This window comes from Pseudactinotalea sp. HY160 (assembly GCF_009372055.1).
Classification (GTDB): domain Bacteria; phylum Actinomycetota; class Actinomycetes; order Actinomycetales; family Beutenbergiaceae; genus HY158.
On record NZ_WHMT01000001.1, the window covers coordinates 245332 to 265879 of the forward strand.

A 20548-nucleotide genomic window follows, 5' to 3' on the forward strand; every position below is an offset into this window, starting at 1 on the left:
AACATGAGGCCGTCCCACGGGCCGGAGCCATTCCCGGGGATCGGACGCCCGTGGGAGACTGGCGGTGCTATGACAGCCAGCGAGGTGCCCGCCGCGAGGCCGGAACCCGATTCGTTCGCACTCGGTGACCCCGTCCCACCGGCGCAGCCCGGGATGTCGCCGCCGACGAACCCGGTCCCGGCCTCGGTGGTCGGGCTGCGCCGGGAACAACTGCTGCGCCGGCTCGACCCGGTCGCCCGCGATCACCTCGGCCTGCTCGTCGCCCCGGCCGGCAGCGGGAAGACCACGCTCATGGCCCAGTGGGCGGAGTCTGCGGCGATGCCCGTGGCGTGGTGCCGGCTCGACGTCTCCGCGGCGACCGGACGGCTCCTCGACTGGCTGTGGCAGGCCCTCGGCGCGCATGTGCGCCCGAACGGGGCCGCGCCCGCCGACGTGGCCGAACTGGCCCGGCTCCTGCGGGACCATCCCGGCCGGCTCCTGCTCGTGATCGACGACCTGCACGCGATCGCCGAGAGCGCCATGACCGCCGAGCTCGAGCGGTTCATCCTGCTCGCCCCGCCCAACATCCGCTTCCTGCTCGGGTCCCGGGTGTTCCCGCGCGTGAACATGGCCCGCAGCGAGCTGCCCCCGGTCGTGCTGCTCACCGGCGACGACCTGCGCTTCCGCACGTGGGAGGTGGAGAAGCTCTTCCAACAGGTCCATCGCGCGCCGCTGCCCCCGCACGACGTGGCGGCCCTGACGCGCTACACCCAGGGGTGGGCGGCCGCACTCCAGCTGTTCCACCTGGCGACCGTCGGCCATCAGCACGTCGACCGGCGCCGAGCCGTCGAGGCGCTCGCCGCCCGGCCCCGCTACGCGCAGCGCTACCTCTCCGAGCAGGTGCTCGCCACGCTGCCCGCCGCCACGCAGGAGTTCCTCGTGCGGACCTCGGTCTTCGACGTGCTCACGGCCCGCCGGTGCGATCTGCTCCTGGGGATCACCGACTCCCAGCGCATCCTGCGCGACCTGACCGACCGGCAGGCGTTCACCACGACCCTCGACGGCGGGGTGACCTTCCACTACCACGACGTGCTGCGGCGCCACCTGGAGACGATGCTGCGCGAGGAGCTGGGGGCCGAGGCGACGCACGCCTGGTACCGGATGGTCGCCGACCTGCTCGAGGCCGAGCGGGCGAACGTCGAGGCCCTCCGTGCCCGCGCCCGGGGCGAGGACTGGGAGGGAGTGCGCGAACTGCTGCGCCACGACGGCCACCGGATCGTCGGCGGCACCGAGGCCGGTGGCGGCCCGAGCACGTGGGCCCCGCTGCTCCCGCGCTGGCTCACGGAGGCCGATCCCTGGTGCGGAGTGGCCGAGGCCCGCCGGCTGTACAACGACGGCCGGCTCGCCGCCGCCGACCTCGAGGCCCGCAGGGCCCGCGAGGCGTTCACCCAGGATGTCGGCAGGCGGATCTGCGATCGGATCATCGCCGACGTGGCGGCCTGGCGCGATCCCACCGCGACGCCGAGCCCGAACCCGACGTGGGGCCACCTGCTGCGCGCGGCCGTCCGGCGGGACCCGCTCGCCGCGGCCCGGGCGGCTCGCGAGGTCGATGGGCCGGCCGGCCGACTCGTCGAAGGCCTCGCCCTCGCGTTCGCCGGCCGGTGCATCGACGCGACGGCCGTGCTCAGCGCACTCGTGGCCGCGGCCGATCCCGAGGCCCCCTCCGGGCACGCGGCGAGCCTCGCGCTCGTGACGATCCGGGCGCTGCTGCGCGGACCGGACGAGAGCACGGCCTCCCGCTTCGACGACATCGCCGCCGACACGGGCCGGCTCGGCCTCACCTGGCTGGCGCGGCTCGCCACGGGCCTCTCGCTCGCGCTCGGTCAGTCCCGCACCCGCCGCGACCTCGTGGCACTCGTGGCCGAGCACGAGGCCCGCGGCGACCGGGGTGCGGGCGCGCTCATCGCGATGGTGACCCTCCTGTCGCAGTGCCGGCACGATCGCGGCCGCGCCGGTGACCTCCTCGATCTCGGCCAGCGACTGCGCAGCATGGACGCCGCGACCCTCGCCGTGTGGTGCGAGTCGATCGGGGCCCTCATGGCCGCCTCCCAGGGGCTGCCGGACGCCGACCGGCTCGCCCGCGGGGCCGAGGACGCGGTGCGTCATGCCGCCGTTCCCGGGGCCGCCCCGTTCGCCTACGCCGCGCTCCGGCACGCCGATCCCGCACGCCGGGACGACTACCTGGCGCTCGCTCGCGGCGCCGCCATCGACGTGGACCTCGGGCTGCGGCCCTGGGAATGGTTCGCCCCGCACGAACCGCCGCCCACACCGTTCACACCACCCGAGCCGCCCGAGCCGCCCGGGCCACCCGGGCCGCCCGGCCAGACACGCGGCGCATCCACGGCGACAGGGTCCCGACAGGGCGAGCACGATGCGGGACCGCGGGTGCGGATGAGCTGCTTCGGCGGCTTCGCGTTCGCGGTCGACGGCCGGGCCGGCGACCTGAGCCGGCTGCGGCCCCGCGCCCGGGCGCTGCTCAAGTTCCTCGGCATCCATGCGGGCCGCCAGGTTCACCGGGACGCGATCGCCGACGCCCTGTGGGGCGACCTCGACTCCGATTCGGCGATGCGGAACTTCCAGGTGAGTCTGTCCACGCTCCGATCGGCGATCGAGCCCGGTGTGCCCGGGCGGGCGAGCCGCATCATCCAACGCACCGGGGAGGCCTACCGCCTCAATCTCGCGCCGGGCTCGCACGTCGACGTCCGCGAGTTCGAGGCGGCGCTGAACGAGGCGAAGGTCGCCCGCCTCGCCCGGGACGCCCAGGAGGAGCTGACGCAGCTCGCCCATGCGGTCGAGCTCTACCGCGGCGACCTGTTCCCCGAGGAGGGCGCGGCCGAGTGGGTGCAGGAACACCGCGAACGTCTCCGCGCGAGCGCCGCCGAGGCCGCCTCCGAGCTCGCCCGGCTCCACTTCGACGCCACCCGCTGGTCGGCGGCGGTCGCGACCGCCCAGCGCAGCATCGACATCGACCACTACCGCGACGACGCCTGGCGGCTCCAGGTCGCCGCCCTGCGCCGAGCAGGTGAACCCGCCGCGGCCGAACGCGCCGCGCGCGCCTACCGTGACATGCTCGGGGAGCTCGGCGTGCACGAGGTCATCGACCTCTGAACTCCACCTCCGCCACCGCCACCCGCGCGTCCGCGGGATCCTTGTCCGCCGGTGGATACGAGCTGAGCACGGTCATCCGCAGCGTCGTCACGTCGTCGAACCGGAGCAGGAGTTCCTGCGCCGTTCCCACGTCCTCGACCGGCAGGTCCTTGATCTGCCGGGTGCCGTCGCCCGTGGTCGCGCTGAAGCGCACCTTGCTCGGCCGTGCCTGCGCGAGCCGCTCCTTGTCCTGCGTCGAGGCACCCGAGGTGAGCAGCACGTGCACGAGCCGGAACGGTTCGTCGAAGGTGAACTCGATCCATTCCCCGTCCCCGCCGCCCGTGGCCTCCGGAGCCCAATAGTCGGTGTTCACCCCGTTCCGGGCGAGGTCCGCCCCGTGCCCCTTCTGCGAACTCGAGGCGGTCGCCGCGGAGGGGTTGAACACCTGATTGCCGTTGACCCGGTCGAGCACCACGTTGTAGCCGGTGGCCAGGCTCGAGCGGTAGATCCATCCGGCGGTGCCCGCGAGGGCGAGGATCACGAGCACCACGACCGTCTTCACCGGGAACCGGCGCCGCCGGGTCGTCGGCCGGGTCCCCGCCGTCGGGCCCGCGCGACGGCGGCTCCGGCGGAGCCTGCGCCGCTCCCGCCGGCTGAGCCGGCCCTGGACCGGAGCATCGATCAGGCTCGCTCCGCAGCGGCGGCAGAACTTGCGGTGGGGCGCGTTCCCGGCCCCGCAGGCGCCACAGATGAGGTCTCCGGGGGCCGGCGGCGGCTCCTCCGCCGGGGCCGGTTCGACGTGCCGACGCGGCTTCGGTGCCTGGGGCCGGACCGGGGCGGGTACGGCCGGTTGGACGCCGGCGGGTTGGACGGGGGCGGGCCGGACGGGGGCGACCGGCGTGGGCACGACCGCCTGCTCCGACGCGGCGTCGCGCGCCACCGCGTCGGAGGTCGCCGGGGACGACACCTCCTCGGGCGCGGCCGCGGGCGCCGCCGTCTCCTCGGCCGCGTGTCTCGTCGGTGCCGCCACCTGTGTCTCGGCCGGGGACTGGGGGACCTGATCGTCGGCCTTCTTCCGGTCGTCCCGGCGGCGCCGGGCACCCCGCCCGAGGGAACTCAACGCCGAGGTGGCCCGCCCGGTCATCGCCGGCGGCAGGCCGAGCGAGGAGGCGGCCTTCGAGGTCGCCTCGTACCCGGCCTGGGAGGCGGAGCTGCGGGCGCTGCCGGCCGGGGAGGACATGCCGGGGACATGCGGGACCGAGGAGCCGAGCGGGCCAGGCCGCAGGGCGGAGGCCGCCGTGCCACCCGCGCGACGCCCGGGTCGCTCGGGTCGCTCGGGTTGCCCAGTGGCCGCGGGCCCCGGCTCGGGCTCGGCGGGCTCGGTCGGCACAGCCGGCTCGGTCGGCACAGCGGGCTCGGTTGGCACAGCGGACGCCCGGGGAGGGGTGGCCGGGGCCGGGGACGGCGGCGGTGGAGGTGCAGGCGAGTGTGCACTCGTCGCACTCGCGGCCGACTCACTCCCCGACTCGGGCACGGACGCCGCGGGGGCCGGCGCGCCGGTCGAGCCGTGGGAGCCCCGGGTACTCGCCGTGTCAGCTGTGTCGGCTGTGCTGGTCGTGCCGACTGTGTCAACTGTGCTGGTCGTGCTGGTCGTGCTGGTCGGGTCGTCCCATTCGAGGTAGACGCCGCAGTTCCCGCAGAAGAGTTCGCCGTCCTCGTTGCGGGCACCGCATGCCGGGCAGGTCGTCATGGGCTCACCACCTCCACGGTGTGGGGAACATGGGCGGGCTTGAGTTCGGTCACGAGGGCCTCGAGTCGGTCGGCACGCACCGAACCGCCCGGCCTCGGGGTCACCCGCACGTGCAGGCGCGGGACGGGGTCACCGGGCACGTCCGCTCCGAACGAGGTGGACCAGGCGGCCGCCCCGTTCTCCGTCACCACCACCTCCCCGTCGACGAGGAGGTCGAGGGCGGCGCGCAGGCCGGCAGCCGTGCCGCGGCGCGCGTGCAGTCGCACGGCGCCGGCGACGACCTGGCGCAGCTGCTCGACGTCCCAGGCAGCGTCCACCTCGATGCCCACCCAGGTGGCGAGCCAGGTGAGGAAGTCCTCCGGCGCGAGTTCGGGGTCCACGTAGGCCCCGAGCCCGTCGAGACTGAGGAAGAGGGGGGCGAGCGACTCGTCGAAGGCGGCGAGGAACCGGCGGAGGAAGTCGTCGTCCTGGTACACGGCCGGCAGCCGCTCGATCAGGGGGAACGGGCTCGGAACGCCCGGGAGCCGGCCGCGCATCACCGGCCACCCATCGCCCGCACCTGGTGCTGGTAGGAGAACACGAGACCGTGCTGATCGATGGCGATCCGCTCGGTCGGCTCGCCCCGCTTGCCCGTGAGGGGATCGGCACCGAACACCTTGACGTCCTCGATGAGGTCGAGGCCGGGCAGACGCTGCAGCACGGCGTAGACCTCGCCCGCCTGCACGGGCCGCCCGAACGGCCACCCCGTGGCGTCGGGACCGCCGGTGAGCGGATCGAAATAGTAGTTGAGCGCGCGGACCGCCTCGGCCTCGAGTCGGGCGGAATCGGCCCGCGGGCGCGCCAGGATCCGCGCCACCACCGTGACCCCCTGGTAGAACGGCGGCTCCACGAGTAGCCGCGCACCGATCGGCCGCCGCTCGTCGAGATACGACGAGATCCGCGCGAGCGCCCGTTCGGAGGGGATGAGATCCTCGAGCGCCAGCCGGCCCTGGTCGTCGGCGACGGCGGCGGGCACGACGAGCAGGCGTACCCCGCCGCGGTCGTCCTCGCCATCGGCGACGACGCAGCGCACCCGGGCGATCGACGGCGCCGCCTGCCGCGCGAGCTCCTCGTAGTCCTCCGCGGTCACCGCCCGGTCTCGGGTGCGCAGGGTGATCGGCCCGCGGATCATGGCCTGATCGACGGTCTCGGCGGCCACGCCACCGAAGCCGGCACGCCGGTTCTCCACCCGGCTCACGAGCGGAATGAGGTCGCTCATGACCACGACGGTCCGGGCGGCCACGTTTCCGCGCGGCCCGCCGCCGGTGCGGTAGGAGGGAACCCGCATCGGCGCACCCTTGGGCGGAGTGTCCCCGTAGGTTCGCAGGGAGCCGTCCGCCTCCCGTACCGCGGGCGGGAAGTGGAGCTCCCCGGTGGCCCGGTCGAGCCGGAACACGGTCGCGGAGGCGTCGAGGCCGGCGAAGGAGTCGACCTCGGTCCACTCCCGCCAGCCGGAGCCGGCCGCCACCTCGAGCACGAACGGGCCGTCGCCGGGAACGACCGGTGCGTGGGCGAGCCGGAACACCTGGCCGGGGGTGCCCTCCGACAGCCCGAGGATCTCCTCGGTGATCGTCTCGGCGTGCACGGCGGGCACGGTCCCGCCGACCGTCACGGCGTTCATCGCGGCGATCGTCGGGGAGGCGCTGTACGTGGGATAGCCCGGATCCGGCTCGATCACGCGGCACCGCAGCCAGCCGGCGCGCTCGCCGGCGATGACCGAGGTCTCGTGCAGGGCCGGCAGGTGCAGGACCACCTCGCCGGACCGGTTGAGCCCGCCCGTGCCGTCCGAGTCGAGCTCGCACTCTCGCCACCCGCCCTCGGCCCACGCCTCCCAGCGCAGCGGCGGGAACCGCGGGTCCACCCCGCGTCCCTCGACCTGGGCGTCGATGTGGATCGACACGATGCAGCCCGGGGCCGCGTCGTCGAGGCCGACGAGCAGCGCGTCGCCGACGCGCGGCGGGGCGGGGGTGAACGCGGAGAACCGATCCCCCTCGCGCAGGTTCGCATCCCGGGAGGAGGGGTCGCCGTCCGCCTGTTCGACGAGCACGTGCGTGAGGGTGCGGGGCGGAACCACGAGATCGTGGGTCGTGGCGAACACCACGGGATCCTCGTTCTCCTCGCGGGGCGTGCATGCCGCCGTCCCCGCGGGAATGCGGACCTCCTCCGGCTGGGGCGCCGAGAGCCAGTACGTCAGGTCGGCCCGGGCCGCCGACGGCGGCTGCAGCTGCACGCCGATGAGCTCGAGGAACGTGACGAAGAGCCGGTCGGGCACGCGGTTGAGCCGGTAGGAGAGCTCGTCGACCATGTGCGCGAAGGTCTCCACGAGGGTCACGCCGGGGTCGGACACGTTGTGGTCGGTCCATTCCGGGCAGGTCGCCTGGATGCGCCGCTTGGCGTCGTCGACCAGGTCCTGGAACCGGCGATCGTCGAGATGGGGCGTGGGCAGCATGATCAGGCCTCCTCGTGGTCGGGGATGACGTAGAACGGGAACACCAGGTTGCGCGGGTCGTTGCTCCCGCGCAGGGAGTAGCTGATGTCGATGTAGAGCACCCCGGAGGCCGCGGCGTCGAACCTCACCGTGACCCCCTCGAGGTCGATCCGCGGCTCCCAGCGTTCGAGGGCGACCCGGACCGCGTAGGCGATGTCCCCGGCGGTCCCCGCGTCGGCGGGGGCGAACACGTAGTCGTGCACCCCGCAGCCGAACTCGGGGCGCATCGGCCGCTCGCCCGGAGCGGTGGCCAGGATGAGGCGGATGCTCTCCTCGATCTCGTTCTCGCCCGAGGTGAGCGCGATGCTCCCGGTGCGGCTCGTGCGCACCGGGAACGCCCAGCCGGAGCCGATGAAGTCCTCTGCCATCTCAGCCCTCCTAGTTGATCCGCACGATCGACCCGCGCACGACCGTCTGCCCGCTCGAGCTCAACTCGGCCGACGCGTTTCCCTTGACGGTCGCGGTCGCCTGCGCCTCGACCGCCACCGTCGAACCGGTGAGCTTGGCGGCGCCCGTCGCCTCCATGGTCAGGCCGGCGTTCGCCTTGATCGCCACGTCCATCCCGGCCAGCGAGAGCTTCTGCTTCGACTCGATCGCGATGGCGCCGTCCGCCTTGATGTCGATCGGCCCCGTGGATGCGAGCTCGATCCCGCCCTGCGGGGACTGAGTGAGGATGAGGCGCTGGTCGGAGTTCTTCGTGGCGATCGTGAGCGTCGCCCCGCCCTCGTCCTCGAACATCTCGATGAACATCCCCGTGCGGGAGGTGAACGACCGGCGGATCACCTGCCCGCGGGAGTTGAGGGTCTGGGGCCATCCGGTGAGCGGCTGGTCCTTGCCGTTGTACAGGCCCCCGAGCACGTACGGGGACTGGGCGTCCCCGTCCGCGAAGGCCACGAGCACCTCGTCGTTCACCTCGGGCAGCACGACACCGCCGCGCTTCGCGCCCGCGCCGGTCTGCATGACCCGCGCCCACCAGCTCTGTTCGGCGTCGTCGAGCGTCGGGAACTTGACCCGCACGCGGCCGTGCTTCTCGGGGTCGTTCAGGTCGGTCACGATCGCCGGCAGCAGGCCTCGATGAGCCGGATGCTCCGTGGCCGCGGCGCCGTTCCCGGCGGAGACGACGCCGTAGCCGGACCGCTCCGAGGCGGCGGCCACCGTCACGTCCGTGACGTAGCCGTTCACTGCATCGAACGTGTGCCGTGCGGCGGTGAGCGCGTACATGCCGTCGAAGGCGGCGCCCGCACCCTTGAGCGTGATCGCGGTGCCGGCGTGCAGGGCCGGGTTGCCGCGCAGCCGCGCATCCAGTTCCGCGAAGCCGCCGGCGCGGGCGGCCATCTCCGCCTTCGCGCGGGCCTCCGCCTGGGCCTGGCTCACGAGGCCGGGGGCACTGAGCAGCTGGGTGCCACCGCTGCGGCCGAGGGTCGCGGGGCTCTGGCTCAGCTGCGCGCTCGTGGACGCGGCCGGCGCCCGCCCGACCACGGCCTGCTTCGCCTTGGGGTCCCAGCCGTGGACCTCGGTGTCCTGGACCTGACCGCTCGCGGTCACGGTGCTGCGCAGGTGAATGACCTGGTCCGCGACGTCGATCTCGGTCGGGCCGCCCGCCGCCGTGGCGGCCTTCGTGGGCTGGCCGAACGTGAGGGTCGTGCCCTCCATGGCGATGACGGCGCCGTGGTCCGCGGCGAGCCGGCACAGGAAGTCCCAATCGGATCGTCCGTCCTGAAGCACGTGCGGGTAGATCGGACCGATCGAGGATGCCTTGCAGGTGAGCCCGGCCGCCCGCGCGACCGTCGTCGCGATGTCCGAGACCTTCTGGTCCGTGAAACTCGTGACCTTCGTGGCGCCCTGAAGCTTGTGCCGGTGATCGAGCCCGCGCACGATCGTGTACTGGCCCCGGGCGTCGATCTCCCGTTCGAGCGCGGTGACGGTCGCGGTGATGAGCGGCTCGGGCGGGCCGGGGCGGCTCGACTGCACGGCGACCTCGAGTGCGGCCCCGATCTTGATCGAGGCGGTCGAGAGCACCCGGTCGTGCGGATCCGAGAAGCGCAGGTGCACGAGGGCGGGCAGATGCACCGAGTCGTCGACGTACGCCTCGGTGATGCGCTCGGCGACCTGCGCCGGCAGCGGGCGCCCGTCCACCTTGACCACGACGGCGTACGAGAAGCCCTCAGGCACGGCCGGCCCCCTCACGATCGGCGGGGGCGCCGGTGAGCTCCTCGGCGGCCGGAAGCAGCACGGTGGTGCCGACCCGTACCCGGAACGGGTCGTCGATGCCGTTGACCTGGGCGACCTTGCGCCACAGTGCGGCCGTGCCGTATTCCTGGTAGGCGAGGGCGGCGAGCGTGTCGCCCTCGACCATGACGTGGGCGCGCCGGGGAACGAGCCCGCCGGAGGTCGGGTTCTGGCCCGGGGTGCTGCCGGAGAGCTCCTCGAGGGTCAGGGTGACGGCCGCCCGGATCGGCAGGCCGCCGGAGGAGAACATCGTGTACTTCGCGCTCACCTTCGAGACGTAGGCGAGGAAGCTCGTGATGCCGCCCCAGCGGAACATGACCCACGGCGGGGAGTCCCGGTCCTGGGAGTGGGAGGACCGGGTGGGCACGCAGCAGCCGAGCAGCAGCTCGACCTTCGACACCACGGAGTTGTCCTGCGTGGCCGAGGCGTCGAGGAACAACTCGAGGTCGAGCTTCGAGGGTTCGGGACCCTGATACTGCGGCGGGCCGCTGCTCTGATTGCCCGTTCCGGTCGCCCGGGCCCAACGCGCCGACTTCGCCACGGTCAGGTGGGTGGGGTTGAACTGGAAGTCCACCCGCTCGAGCCGCCCGCCGGGCTGGGAGAGGGTGCCGTCACGGGAGGGCTCGTACAGTTGCAGGTACGCCTTCTCGAACCGGGTCGGCGGCGCGGCGCCGCCGCCCGACCCGGTGGAGGTGGTGACGTTCTGGATCGCTACGGGCATCGTGGTCTCCTTCGACTCGTCACGAGATGAACCCGTGGTGGGCGATCTCGAGGGTCTCGGTCGCGATCTGGGGGGAGTCCGGGCTGAAGGAGGGCCCCGACCAGCGCACCGGCACCACCCCGTCGAGGCCCCACTGGGCCACGAGGGTTCCGTTCGTGGTCATCGCCTTGATGGTCGCGGTCTGGCGCTGATAGCCGCGGGTGATCCCCGTGATCCAGGTCGCGATCCGGCTCGTGTCCGCACCGAGTGGTCGGGTGAGCTTGATCGTGGGGTAACTGATCCGGCTCGGGAACTGCCAGGTGAACTGGTTGTTCCCGCCCTCCTGATGGGTCTCCAGGGACACCTCGGCGCCCAGGCCCTCGCAGCCTGTGAACGTGCCGAGCTGCTGATTGTCGATGCTCACGAGGAACTGGATCGTCACCGCGGTGTCGGTGTCTGCGAGCATGTCTCACCTCCTGTCGACGCGGTGCCCGCGCCGTTCCCGGTCGAGCAGGAGCTCCTGGCGTAGCCGCCGGAGCAGCGGATCGAGCAGTTGGCCGGCGAGCAGGTCGAGCTCCTGCGGCGCCATCTCCGCCCGGGCGGCACCCTCCTCGGCGGTCGGCTGCTGCGACTCGGGACCACTCGGGGTCCCGGTCGGGGGCGGATCCGCGGGCGCCGCGGTCTCTGGACGTTGCGGTGGCTGTGGCTGTGGCGGCTGCGGCAACGGCCGCGGCGGCGGCGAGCTCGGCCGTGACGGGCCACGGGCGGGTGCCCGCTGGACGACGTCCAGCGCCTCCGCCGGCCGCGGGGACGGCCTCGCGGTGTGTTGGACCGGGGGCACGGGGCCTGCGAGCACGGCGCCCGGGGGCACGGACCGGGCGAGCGATACCGGGCTGTCCGGCGTGAACGACGACGACGCGGAGGGTGAGAGCGGCGCGGCCGGGGAGAGCGGCGCGGCCGGGGAGAGCGGCGAAGGCGGGGAGGCCGTGTCGGTGGTGAGGGGGAGCGAGGCCGGTTCGTCCAGCGGCGTGCCGGAGCGCTGCAGGGTGGTCATCGCCCCGGCGAGGGGCGGGCTCGTGCCCGGCGCGAAGAGCAGTGGCCGTGACTCGGGGGCGGTGCGCTGGATCGATGCGGTGCGCGTGAGGAGCGCCGTGGTGCCGGGTGGCATGGGGCCGGGTGCCGTGGTGCCGGGTGCCGTGGTGCGGGCCGTCCTCGACGACGCGCTCTCCCGGTAGCCCGCGCCACCGGTGGAACGGACAACGGTGGACGGTCCGCCGGCGGACAGGCGACCGGTGGGCAGGTCGGCGCGGGTGGTCGGGTCGGGTCGGGCGGCCGGGTCGGCTCGGGTGGCCGGCGCCGGATCGCCCGGGGCCCGGTCGGTCAGCGCGTGGCCGGTCGGAGCACGGTCGGTCAGGGCCCTGAGCACGACGGGAGCGGGACCCGCTGTGCTCGCCGTGCCTGCTGTGCCTGCTGTGCCTGCTGTATGCGGGCGGGTCGATGACGGGGTCACCGCAGCCGTGGCGCGAGGAGTGGGGAGGTGCGCGGCGCGGGCGACGACCGGGGCCCCGAGCGTGGTGCCGCCGGGGCCTCGGCCGGGAGCACCGCTCGCCGGCGCCGCCGGCGACGTTGCCGGAGACGTCGCCGGCGAATTGGCTACGCCCGAATGACCGCTTGCAGATGCGGTGGGCGGCCGCGAACCGGGAGGGACGGACGGACCTGTCACGGACGTGTCCGGGGAGCCGGACGGCCGGGACCGTTCCGTCGTTCGTTGCACCCGAGCGGTGGGGGCGACAGGAGCGGTGGCGGCTGACTGCCGGATCGAGCCGTCCGGGCCGACCGAGCCGTCCAGGCCGATCGGGCCGATCGAGTCGATCGAGCCGGCCGGGGGGCCGGCCGGGGGGCCGGCCGGGGGGCCGGGGCCGGCCGATCCGGACTCGTCGAGCGGGAGGGCCGGCGGGCGATCGGCGAGAATCGCGGCCTCTGCCGACTCTGCCGCCTCTGCCGCCTCTGCCGACTCTGAGGACGCTACAGATCGTGAGATCGTGACGTCCGCGGACGGGGCCGGAGCGCTGGGCCGATCCACGGCGGGGCTCGAACCGGTCGAACCAGTCGAACCAGTCGAACCAGTCGAACCGGTCGAACCGGCGGAACTGGTCGCATCGCGGGAACTCGCAGCCTCGGTCGAACCGGGCGCGACCGAGCGTGCGACGGGGAGGCCGGGCGACGAGCCCGATACGGAGCCGGGTGTCGAGATCGGTGCTGAGCCCGGGCTCCGTCGAGGTTCCCCAAGCGATCGCGATCCAGTCGTTGGACGGGTGGAACGGGGCGGCACCGGCGGCGACACTGCCGGGGCTCCGTGCCCGGACGTGGGGGAGGATGCGGCCCCGGAGACGTTCGGGGCCGTCGCGGAGCGCTGCACCGGCATTCGGGTCGCGGTGGTCGGCGTGGCGGGGGAGTTGCCGGCCGGCCCGGCCGGGACGCCGGTGACGGGGATCGCTCGTGTTCCCGGAAGCGATATCGCGGTGGACTGCGGCGGGAACACCTGGCTCTCGCCGGGTCCTGCAGCTGCCTCGGAAGCCGGCGACTCGAGCGCAGCTGCCTCGGAAGCCGGCGGCACAGCGGGTGCCGGCACAGCCGGCGCGGGCACCACCGCCGATTCGGTCGCGGCGGAGCTCCTGCTCCGCTGTACGGCAGGCTGCAGCAGGGTCTGGTCGGCGGCGACCGGCGCGCCGGGTGGCTCCACGCGCACCACGGCAGCGCTCGCGTCCGCGGGGGTCCCGGCGACCCGGGCGACCTCGACAGCGCCGGCGATCCCGGCCGACTCCGCTCGGCGCTGCACCGGGGCCGGAGTGGCTGGAGCGGCCGGCACGGACCCCACGTGGGCACTCGGGGTGCTGGATTCCCGGGCAGGCCCGGGACCCGAGTGCTCCGGCGCGGGGGAGCGCTGCGCGGGTACGTCCCGGGTGGGCTTCTGCTGCGTGGGATTCTTCGGGGTGGGCACATGCCGGGGGGCCGGAGCGCTCGGGCGCAGGGGCGCGCCGAGACCGGGAGCGTGCGGCCGGGAGGGGTCGACCCGGGGGAGCGGAGGCCGGTCCGCGGCGCTGCGCTGGGCGGCCGGACCCGTCCGCTCCGTGGGTGCGCCGAGGACCGGTGCGGCATCGACCGGTGCGATCGGCACATCCGTCTGTCCGGTGAGCGCGGCCTGGGCTGCGACGGCCGCGATATCGCCGAGCGACATCGCCGTCACGGGGCCGGCCTCCTCGACCGAACGCTGAACCGGCTGCCCCGGCTGAACCGGCTGAACCGGCTGCCCCGGGGGCGTGGCGGCGGTCGGGGTCGAGGGCGTGCTCCGCCCGGGGTGGCCGGTGCCGTCCTCCGCTGCGAGCTCGGCGGAACCGTGGACGCCGGGGGAGGGCGCCAGGGTGAGTTCCTCCCCGGTGGGGTAGCTCGTGCGGGGGAGGGCCGTCGTCCCTGCGCTCAGGAACGGCGACCGCAGCGCGAGCGGGTCGCGGCGCGCCACGGCGGGCGAGACACTGCGGCTCACGACCGGCACGTCCACCTCACGGGCGGTGACGGCGGTGACGGACTCCGCGGCCGTTCCGAGGCCGACCCCGTCGCCGTCGACGACGCCCGAGGGACCGGACGAGGAGACGAGGTGACTCATCGTGCCGGTGACCAGCGGGGAACGGCCGAGGGTCGTCCAGGACGAGCCCCCGAGTTCCATGGACGTGGACGGCGCGAGCGAACGCTGCAACGGCGGCAGGTGTGCCCACCCCATCGGGGGTGGCCCAGCCGTCCCAGCGGGCACAGTGCCGGGCATGCGGGAACCGGCGGGCTGGGCGCCGCCCGAGGGCTCCTCCGTCCGCCTCTGCCAGGGCCAGCGCATCAGACCTCCTGCGACATCCGCCGGTTGATGGCCGCGATCTCGTGCACGTAGCGCAGCCGCTGGCCGTGCTCGAGATCGAGGATGTCATCCTGCGGCCAATGGAAGTGATAAGCCACGTACGCGACCTCCTCGTAGATCTGCTTGGGCGCGTACGTCACGATTCCCCCAGGCGACCGTCCGAGAGATCGAGGGTGAACCGGTGCGAGCAGTCCGGGCACGTGACGGCCGCCCGGGTGTGCCCCTCGGTGTTGACCCGCCGGTAGAGGTCCTGCAGGAACGCGACGTCGGAGGCGAACATGTTCTCCACCACCGACGGGCCCAGGCTGCCGAGGGTCCCGAGCGAGGTCACGACCCGCCCGAGCAGCACGACGGTGGTGAACGCCGGATTCTCCTGAACACGGGCGTCGTAGGCGGGCATGAGCTCGTCCCGGGCCGTGGCCAGGCGCATCGTGCCCTCCCGGTGCAGGACCCCGTCCGCATCGAGATACCCCCGCGGCAGCACGAAGTCGAACTCCGTGCGCAGGGTCTCCCGCGGCGAGGGCTCCGACTGCACGGATTGGACCGGGAGTGCAGTCGGAGCCTCGGCGAGCTCCGGAGGGGAGCCTCGTCTCACTGGAACTCCATCTCATCCCAGCAGACCGTGAACGACTCGGCGATCGGGTCGGTCGAGCCGGCCTTGAGGGTGCCGCTCACCTCGACGTCCTTGACCCAGCAGTTGCGGTAGCTGAGCTTCTTCACGATCGTGTCGTCCGAGGAGTAGATCGCCACCTCGGCGGTTTTCCGCGATCCGGCGAGATCCCCGCCCATGACGGCCTTGAGCCAGTCGGTGATCGTCTTCGAATCGGTGAGCCCCCGCTTGACTGTGAACTCGCCGGGCTTCTGCCTGCCCATCATCTGGCGGGTGATGAACTTTCCGTCCGCCGCCTGATGCTGGTAGGTCACCTTGTCGACCTCGGCCTTGAGGCCCGAGACCTCCATGACGTAGGGGACCTGCACACCGTCGATCGTCACGCTGAACGAATAGGCCGGGGCGACGTCCATCGCGTCTGGTAATGGCATGTCGATTCACTCCTTCTCGAGTAGATTCCGGCCTATTCGGAGACGAGGCTGGCGCCGCCGGAGAACTGCGCGAGCTGGAAGATGACGAATTCGGCGGGCTTGACCGGGGCCACGCCGATCTGGCAGAGGACCTGGCCGGCGTCGATCGCCTCGGCCGGGTTGGTCTCACGGTCACACTTGACGTAGAACGCCTCGTCCGGACTGAGCCCGAACAGGGCGCCCTTGCGCCACTCGTTCACCAGGAACGAGGCGATGGTGCGCTGGATCCGGGCCCACAGCGCGTCGTCGTTCGGCTCGAACACGACCCACTGGGTGCCGATGAGGATCGACTTCTCCAGGTAGTTGAACAGGCGGCGCACGTTGAGGTAGCGCCAGGCGGGATCGCTCGAGAGGGTACGGGCGCCCCAGATGCGGATACCGCGGCCGGGGAAGCTGCGCACGCAGTTGATCCCGACCGGGTTGAGCAGGTCGTGCTCGGCCCGCGTGATCGTGGTCTGCAGCGAGATCGCCCCGCGCACCACCTCGTTCGCCGGGGCCTTGTGCACGCCGCGGGTGTCGTCGCTGCGTGCCCACACCCCGGCCATGTGGCCCGAGGGCGGCACGAACGTCGCGGCGCCCGAGGCCGGGTCGAATACCTTGATGTAGGGCCAGTACAGCGTCGCGTACTTGGAGTCGTAGCCCGCGCCGTCGACGCGCCATTCTTTGATCTGCTGGGCGTTGAGGTTCGGGGGCGGATCGAGGATCGCCATCCGGTCGCCCATGAGCTCGCAGTGGGAGATCATCGCCAGCTGCACGGCCTGAACGCCCTCGAGGTCGATCGCACCCTGCTCGTAGGCGGCCATGAGATCGGGCACGGCGAGCATCGTCACGTCCTCGATCGCCTCGAGGCCCGCGAATCCGGTGCGCTCGGCGGCGTCTCCGACGTAGTCGTCCGCGCCGAGGCGCTCCGTGCTCGGCGGCTCGGGCGCCGGCTCGGGCGTGATGAGCTCCACCTCGCCCTTCGTCGGCTTCATCACCGCGCTTCCCTGGGCGACCTGCTCGATCGTGATGATCTTCGACTCGGCGCTCACCTTCGTGGCGACGTTGTCGCCGCCCTTCTTGGTGGTCACCCCGTCGAAGGTCTCGGCGGGCTTGCCGTCGACCTTGATCACGAGCTTGAACTTGTCCTCGCCCGCCTTGTCGTCGGCCGAGTCCTCGACCGCGATCGAGATCTTCTTGGTGGTGGACTCCTTCGCGGTCACGAGGAAGCCGGCGAGCTCACGCTGGGGCGGGCCGGTGATCTGCTTGCGGGAGCCCTTGCCGGACCCCCCGGCCGGCTCGGCGCCGATGCGCACGACATAACAGTTCCCGCCGCCGTTCTGGAAGTACCCGTAGACGGCATGGGCGAGATAGGAACCCGGGATGAAGTCGCCGAATGCCTCGGCGAACTGGGTCCAATTGGAGACCAGCGTGGGCTCGTTGACCGGGCCTTGCTCCGCTAGTCCGACGAATGCGGCGACGGCAGTGCCGACACCTTCGATCGGGCGTGATCCCGCCTCGACCTCCTCGACGTACACACCTGGTGACAGGTAGGTCGGCATCTCTTCTCCTCACGGCTTTGGGCGTGTGAGAACTGTGACGCGAACCACCGCGCGGGCGAAGGTTCCCGGGGTCGTGATCGGGGGAAGCGGACCTCGCCCGAACGGGCAGCCGCCCGACCCCTCGGCTCAGAGCTCCTCGTCCTCCACCGCGTCGCCGGCCTCCTCCCGCTGCACGAAGCGCTGCGTCTGGACGGCGGAGCTCGCCTCGTCCTCGAGCAGGTCCGTCTCCTCGGACGCGCGTTGGAGGGGCTGGGCCATGACCGAGTGCGCATTCGCCTCGGCCGCCCGCTCGAACCGGTCGCCCGGATCGGACAGCTGGATGCCGCTGCCGGTGGGAGTGCCCGAGACCGGCCCGGAGCGTTGCTGGACCACGTGGGTGAGTTCGTGGGCGAGCAGGTGCCGCCCGGAGTCGCTGCCGGGCTGATAGTGCCCGGCGGAGAACACGATGTCGGAGCCGACCGTGTAGGCGTGGGCCTGCACGGACCGGGCCGAGGCGTCGGCCGCGCCGCCGGTGTGCACGCGCACGTCGGAGAAGTCGTGACCCATCCGGGTCTCCATCTCGGCGCGGGTGCCGGCCTCGAGCGGGGACCCGCTGGAGGAGGAGAGCAGGTCGAGCACCGGTGAGCGCGCGTCGTCGATGAGCTCTTCGGTCGCGGCGTTCCCCGCGCTTCGCTGCAGGTCGAGCAGGCCGCGGGCGCCGAGCACCTCCGGATCGAAGGAGGCGAGCCCGGCGGGAGGGGACGCAGGCGCCGTCACGTTCGTCGCGCCGGGGCTGCGGGCCGGGCGCGACGCGCGCTCCGTGCCCACCGAGCGCGGCCGGTCGGGGGTCTGCGGTCCGTGTTCGAGCATCATGCCTCCCGGGTGACTGTGGCCGACAGCATTACTCTGTAGCGTCTGCTGGGGAACGGCAGGCGGGCGGATCATCGGGAGGCGCCGGGTGCCCGATCGGGTAGGCGAGGGTGAAGCGCCCCGTGATCATCGCCCTCGTTGAACACGGGGCTCGATGACGAGATCCGCCAGCAGTTCGATACGTTCGTGACCATCCCGGTTCCTTGAAAGAACGGGCCGCACTGCCCGAGCCGGTGGATAGCCGCAGCAAGGGGCCCCGGTCGCAAGGACCGGAGCCCCTCGATGGCTCATGTCCGCGGGGGGAGGCCGAAGCCCGCAAGTCCCACGGCGCGCTGGTTCTTAGGCTAGCTTGGCAAAGTGTCCAGTTCAAGGCGCGGGGAGGAAGCGATCGTAGACGTCCTGTCCCGGCCCCGCATGTCAACGTATGTGCGCGCGACACGAGGCGACGTTGCAGCGGCGCTTGATCTCTACGGGTGGAACACCAGGGTCTCCGCTGAACTCATGGTTCCGATTCACTTCGCAGAAGTCGCCACCCGCAACGCCGTCGACAAAGCCCTCACGCGTGTCTACGGCACAAGATGGCCGTGGAACATGACTTTTGAACGAAGCCTTCCAGACCCGAGGCAGTCAACCTACAGTCCGCGGAAGGACCTTGTCCGCACTCGCGGCCAGCACGGAACGACTGGCAAGGTGATCGCGGATCTCAAGTTCGTATTCTGGGAGACGATGTTCACGTCCCGGCATGATCAGCGGCTCTGGCTTCCTCAGATCACCGAACTCTTCCCGGATGCGTCCGTGCTCGAGCCGAAGGCATTACGCAATGACGTGCGTGAACGCCTGGGGGAGATCCGCTCTTTGAGGAATAGGATCGCCCATCACGAGCCCATCTTCACTCGGGACCTTCGAGCTGACCTACGCGGCATCATGGCGCTGATAGAGATCCGCTCACCCGCGACTGCGCGGTTCGCATTCGAGCTCGAGCAGGCGAGGATGCTGATCGATCAACGTCCGACGGCGTGAGCGTATCCAGCGGTGTGGGCGCCCGCACGGGCGTGTCGATCATCGCGTGCACCCGCGCGCACGCCGTGACTGGTCGGGCGAGGGCTCGGGCCGGGCTGCGCTCCGCCGTCACTCCCGCAGGGCGAGGTGCTGCGGCTCCGTGTCCATGTGCTCCCTATTGCCGGGGAGGCCGTCGACCGGGCCGGGACCCTCCCCGAGGGTCACCCCGGCGAAGGCCATCGGCAGGCCGTGCGCGGTGCGGAGCGAGGCCCGGTCCATGAGCTGGGCGTGCACGTGCGGTTCGCTGCTGTTGCCGCTGTTCCCGCACCGGCCGATCACGGTGCCCGCCGTGACCGCCTCGCCGACCCGGACCGTGACCGAGTGGCGCTGCAGGTGCGCGACGGTGGCGAAGACGCCGTCGTCGGTGCGGATGGTCACGTGGTTGCCCAGCAGGAAGGACGGGCCGCCGATCTCGCGGATCATGCCCTCGATCATCAGATAGCCCACGGCGAGGAGGTTCGACCGGGACCGGTGGTCGCGGTGGCGGCGGGCGGCGCGGACGACGACGCCGTCGGCCATCGCATGGACGGGCCGGCCGAACGCCGGGTACTCCTGGGGGTGGCGCATGGGCCGCCGACCACCGAAGCTCGGGCGCGGGCGGTCGTGGGGCGCGTGCACGAGGTCGATCGCGTAGGCCTGTCCGTAGGCGCGGACGCCGTGGCTCGGGACCTTCGTGGCCGGGCTGTTGAGCGCAAGCCACCGCCCGTGCACCGGGGCCGGCACCGTGCGGGGCGCGTGCGCCGGGAGCAGCCGCGGGCCGGCGAACGTGATGATCACGGCCACGGCCCCGACGATGAGGGCCGCGTTCACGGCGGCGCCCCGCGCCGTGTCCACGAGGTCGTGATCGAGCGTGCGGAGTATCACCGCGTTGGCCACGAGTACGAGGCAGGCGGCGTAGTAGAGGAGCCCGCGGACTCGGTAGAGGGCCAGCAGCGCGGCGGTCATCGCTGGGCTCCGAGCAGGCAGACGAGCAGGGGGACGACGCGGGGTGCCGGCACCTCGTAGCTGCCGCGCCCGCTCTGACGCACCCAGCCGGCCGCGAGCAGCTGGCGCAGGTGGTGATGCAGTTGGCCGGTGGTGCCGACCGAGTCGAGGTCGGCGAGGTCGGCCGTGGCGTGCATTCCCGAGAGGATGTGGCGGAGGAGTTCGATCCGGACGGGGTGCGCGAGCGCCGAGAACGTCTCGGCCCGGTCGTCCCATGCGGACTCGAGGAGCCCCTCGGTGCCCGCGCTCTGCTGCCAGGCCACCGGTGCGCCGTCCGGAAGGGTGAGCGAGCCGACGAGCATGACGGCGCCCGCGGCCGTCGTCGGGTGATCCGGCCGCCGATCGCGGAGGCCCGTGAGCGCCCAGAACGTGTCGTCGCCCGGGATCGCGCCCGCGATGGTCGCCGGTCGCGCCGATGCGGGTCCGGCCGGGGCGGGGTGTTCTGGCTCGCCCCGATTCTCCGCCGCGCCCGTGTCGAGCGCCGCGCGTTCGAGGGCCGACACCCGGGCGGCCAGGTCCGCAAGCTCCGCCTGGAGGGATATCATGTCAACTTCAGCCATGCGACGATAGTACGTACTTACGTTCCTTGGGTGCAAGGGGATCTGGCTTCATCGGCATCAGCATGAGTGCCAGTGCCAGTGCCAGTCATCAGCATCAGCATCAGCATCGTGCCCGGGGTGGGGTCATCGTGGACGAACGGCCTGAGGTGCTCGTCCGGTCGGCGTGCGCGCTCCGGGGTCGTGCACTTCGGGATCTCCTCGATCCGGCTTCTCGGCGTGGCTCCTTGGGCATGGGGCCT

Annotated in this window: 17 protein-coding genes and 1 pseudogene; 2 read left to right on the top strand and 16 right to left on the bottom strand. The window is 72.6% G+C overall.

Annotated features, from left to right (window positions below):
- Window positions 1-69 precede the first annotated feature (69 nt).
- A complete protein-coding gene (locus tag GCG21_RS01100; RefSeq protein ID WP_152817432.1) occupies window positions 70-3147 on the top strand; it encodes a BTAD domain-containing putative transcriptional regulator in 3078 nt (1025 codons plus the stop codon).
- Here GCG21_RS01100 and GCG21_RS01105 read toward each other — a convergent pair.
- From GCG21_RS01105 to GCG21_RS01165, 14 genes and pseudogenes are all read right to left on the bottom strand, one after another.
- On the bottom strand, window positions 3134-4366 hold the full coding sequence (locus GCG21_RS01105) for a zinc ribbon domain-containing protein (protein WP_152817433.1): 1233 nt from the start codon (window positions 4364-4366) through the stop codon (window positions 3134-3136). The two genes, GCG21_RS01100 and GCG21_RS01105, sit on opposite strands and share 14 nt — an antisense overlap.
- Window positions 4367-4810: 444 nt before the next feature.
- Window positions 4811-4876, bottom strand: a pseudogene (locus tag GCG21_RS17150) (zinc ribbon domain-containing protein); the annotation flags it as partial.
- Window positions 4873-5412 (bottom strand): phage tail protein, encoded by a 540-nt coding sequence (locus GCG21_RS01110; protein ID WP_152817434.1) that lies wholly within the window; start codon window positions 5410-5412, stop codon window positions 4873-4875. The gene GCG21_RS01110 and the pseudogene GCG21_RS17150, both read right to left, overlap by 4 nt.
- The gene (locus GCG21_RS01115) at window positions 5412-7364 is read right to left on the bottom strand and encodes a putative baseplate assembly protein (RefSeq protein WP_152817435.1); all 1953 of its coding nucleotides are present in this window, start codon (window positions 7362-7364) and stop codon (window positions 5412-5414) included. The genes GCG21_RS01110 and GCG21_RS01115 overlap by 1 nt, the downstream gene beginning before the upstream one ends.
- Window positions 7365-7366: 2 nt before the next feature.
- Window positions 7367-7771, bottom strand: a complete 405-nt coding sequence (locus GCG21_RS01120) for a GPW/gp25 family protein (RefSeq protein WP_152817436.1) — start codon at window positions 7769-7771, stop codon at window positions 7367-7369.
- 10 nt (window positions 7772-7781) lie between these two features.
- On the bottom strand, window positions 7782-9575 hold the full coding sequence (locus GCG21_RS01125) for a VgrG-related protein (RefSeq protein WP_152817437.1): 1794 nt from the start codon (window positions 9573-9575) through the stop codon (window positions 7782-7784).
- Window positions 9568-10353, bottom strand: coding sequence for a peptidase M23 (locus GCG21_RS01130; RefSeq protein ID WP_152817438.1), 786 nt, complete (start codon window positions 10351-10353; stop codon window positions 9568-9570). The genes GCG21_RS01125 and GCG21_RS01130 overlap by 8 nt, the downstream gene beginning before the upstream one ends.
- Before the next feature lie 19 nt (window positions 10354-10372).
- Complete coding sequence (locus tag GCG21_RS01135; RefSeq protein WP_152817439.1) at window positions 10373-10798, bottom strand: phage tail protein; 426 nt, start codon at window positions 10796-10798, stop codon at window positions 10373-10375.
- Window positions 10799-10801: 3 nt separating this feature from the next.
- Window positions 10802-11758 (bottom strand): hypothetical protein, encoded by a 957-nt coding sequence (locus tag GCG21_RS17080; RefSeq protein WP_152817440.1) that lies wholly within the window; start codon window positions 11756-11758, stop codon window positions 10802-10804.
- Between the two features lie 2459 nt (window positions 11759-14217).
- On the bottom strand, window positions 14218-14376 hold the full coding sequence (locus GCG21_RS01145; RefSeq protein ID WP_194928808.1) for a DUF6760 family protein: 159 nt from the start codon (window positions 14374-14376) through the stop codon (window positions 14218-14220).
- Window positions 14373-14831 (bottom strand): hypothetical protein, encoded by a 459-nt coding sequence (locus GCG21_RS01150; RefSeq protein ID WP_153877353.1) that lies wholly within the window; start codon window positions 14829-14831, stop codon window positions 14373-14375. The genes GCG21_RS01145 and GCG21_RS01150 overlap by 4 nt, the downstream gene beginning before the upstream one ends.
- Window positions 14828-15277 (bottom strand): phage tail protein, encoded by a 450-nt coding sequence (locus GCG21_RS01155; protein WP_152817441.1) that lies wholly within the window; start codon window positions 15275-15277, stop codon window positions 14828-14830. The genes GCG21_RS01150 and GCG21_RS01155 overlap by 4 nt, the downstream gene beginning before the upstream one ends.
- Before the next feature lie 32 nt (window positions 15278-15309).
- Window positions 15310-16857, bottom strand: a complete 1548-nt coding sequence (locus GCG21_RS01160) for a phage tail sheath subtilisin-like domain-containing protein (protein WP_152817442.1) — start codon at window positions 16855-16857, stop codon at window positions 15310-15312.
- A gap of 126 nt (window positions 16858-16983) precedes the next feature.
- Window positions 16984-17709: a DUF4157 domain-containing protein gene (locus GCG21_RS01165; protein ID WP_227992857.1), complete on the bottom strand. Its 726-nt coding sequence runs from the start codon at window positions 17707-17709 to the stop codon at window positions 16984-16986.
- A gap of 498 nt (window positions 17710-18207) precedes the next feature.
- Here GCG21_RS01165 and GCG21_RS01170 point away from each other — a divergent pair, with 498 nt between their 5' ends.
- Window positions 18208-18726 carry a hypothetical protein gene (locus GCG21_RS01170; RefSeq protein WP_152817444.1) on the top strand — a complete coding sequence of 173 codons (519 nt, stop codon included), beginning with the start codon at window positions 18208-18210 and terminating at the stop codon, window positions 18724-18726.
- 108 nt (window positions 18727-18834) lie between these two features.
- Here GCG21_RS01170 and GCG21_RS01175 read toward each other — a convergent pair whose 3' ends face one another.
- Both GCG21_RS01175 and GCG21_RS01180 read right to left on the bottom strand, forming a co-directional pair.
- A complete protein-coding gene (locus GCG21_RS01175; protein WP_152817445.1) occupies window positions 18835-19710 on the bottom strand; it encodes a M23 family metallopeptidase in 876 nt (291 codons plus the stop codon).
- A complete protein-coding gene (locus GCG21_RS01180; protein ID WP_152817446.1) occupies window positions 19707-20309 on the bottom strand; it encodes a helix-turn-helix transcriptional regulator in 603 nt (200 codons plus the stop codon). Before GCG21_RS01180 ends, GCG21_RS01175 begins: the two co-directional genes overlap by 4 nt.
- Between the last annotated feature and the right edge of the window lie 239 nt (window positions 20310-20548).

Excerpts from the sequence above, each read along its gene's own strand:
- GCG21_RS01100 (WP_152817432.1), top strand. The coding sequence starts at position 70 with ATGACAGCCAGCGAGGTGCCCGCCGCGAGGCCGGAACCCGATTCGTTC.
- GCG21_RS01105 (WP_152817433.1), bottom strand. The coding sequence starts at position 4,366 with ATGTCCTCCCCGGCCGGCAGCGCCCGCAGCTCCGCCTCCCAGGCCGGG.
- GCG21_RS01110 (WP_152817434.1), bottom strand. The coding sequence starts at position 5,412 with ATGCGCGGCCGGCTCCCGGGCGTTCCGAGCCCGTTCCCCCTGATCGAG.
- GCG21_RS01115 (WP_152817435.1), bottom strand. The coding sequence starts at position 7,364 with ATGCTGCCCACGCCCCATCTCGACGATCGCCGGTTCCAGGACCTGGTC.
- GCG21_RS01120 (WP_152817436.1), bottom strand. The coding sequence starts at position 7,771 with ATGGCAGAGGACTTCATCGGCTCCGGCTGGGCGTTCCCGGTGCGCACG.
- GCG21_RS01130 (WP_152817438.1), bottom strand. The coding sequence starts at position 10,353 with ATGCCCGTAGCGATCCAGAACGTCACCACCTCCACCGGGTCGGGCGGC.
- GCG21_RS01135 (WP_152817439.1), bottom strand. The coding sequence starts at position 10,798 with ATGCTCGCAGACACCGACACCGCGGTGACGATCCAGTTCCTCGTGAGC.
- GCG21_RS01155 (WP_152817441.1), bottom strand. The coding sequence starts at position 15,277 with ATGCCATTACCAGACGCGATGGACGTCGCCCCGGCCTATTCGTTCAGC.
- GCG21_RS01160 (WP_152817442.1), bottom strand. The coding sequence starts at position 16,857 with ATGCCGACCTACCTGTCACCAGGTGTGTACGTCGAGGAGGTCGAGGCG.
- GCG21_RS01165 (WP_227992857.1), bottom strand. The coding sequence starts at position 17,709 with ATGATGCTCGAACACGGACCGCAGACCCCCGACCGGCCGCGCTCGGTG.
- GCG21_RS01170 (WP_152817444.1), top strand. The coding sequence starts at position 18,208 with ATGGTTCCGATTCACTTCGCAGAAGTCGCCACCCGCAACGCCGTCGAC.
- GCG21_RS01175 (WP_152817445.1), bottom strand. The coding sequence starts at position 19,710 with ATGACCGCCGCGCTGCTGGCCCTCTACCGAGTCCGCGGGCTCCTCTAC.
- GCG21_RS01180 (WP_152817446.1), bottom strand. The coding sequence starts at position 20,309 with ATGGCTGAAGTTGACATGATATCCCTCCAGGCGGAGCTTGCGGACCTG.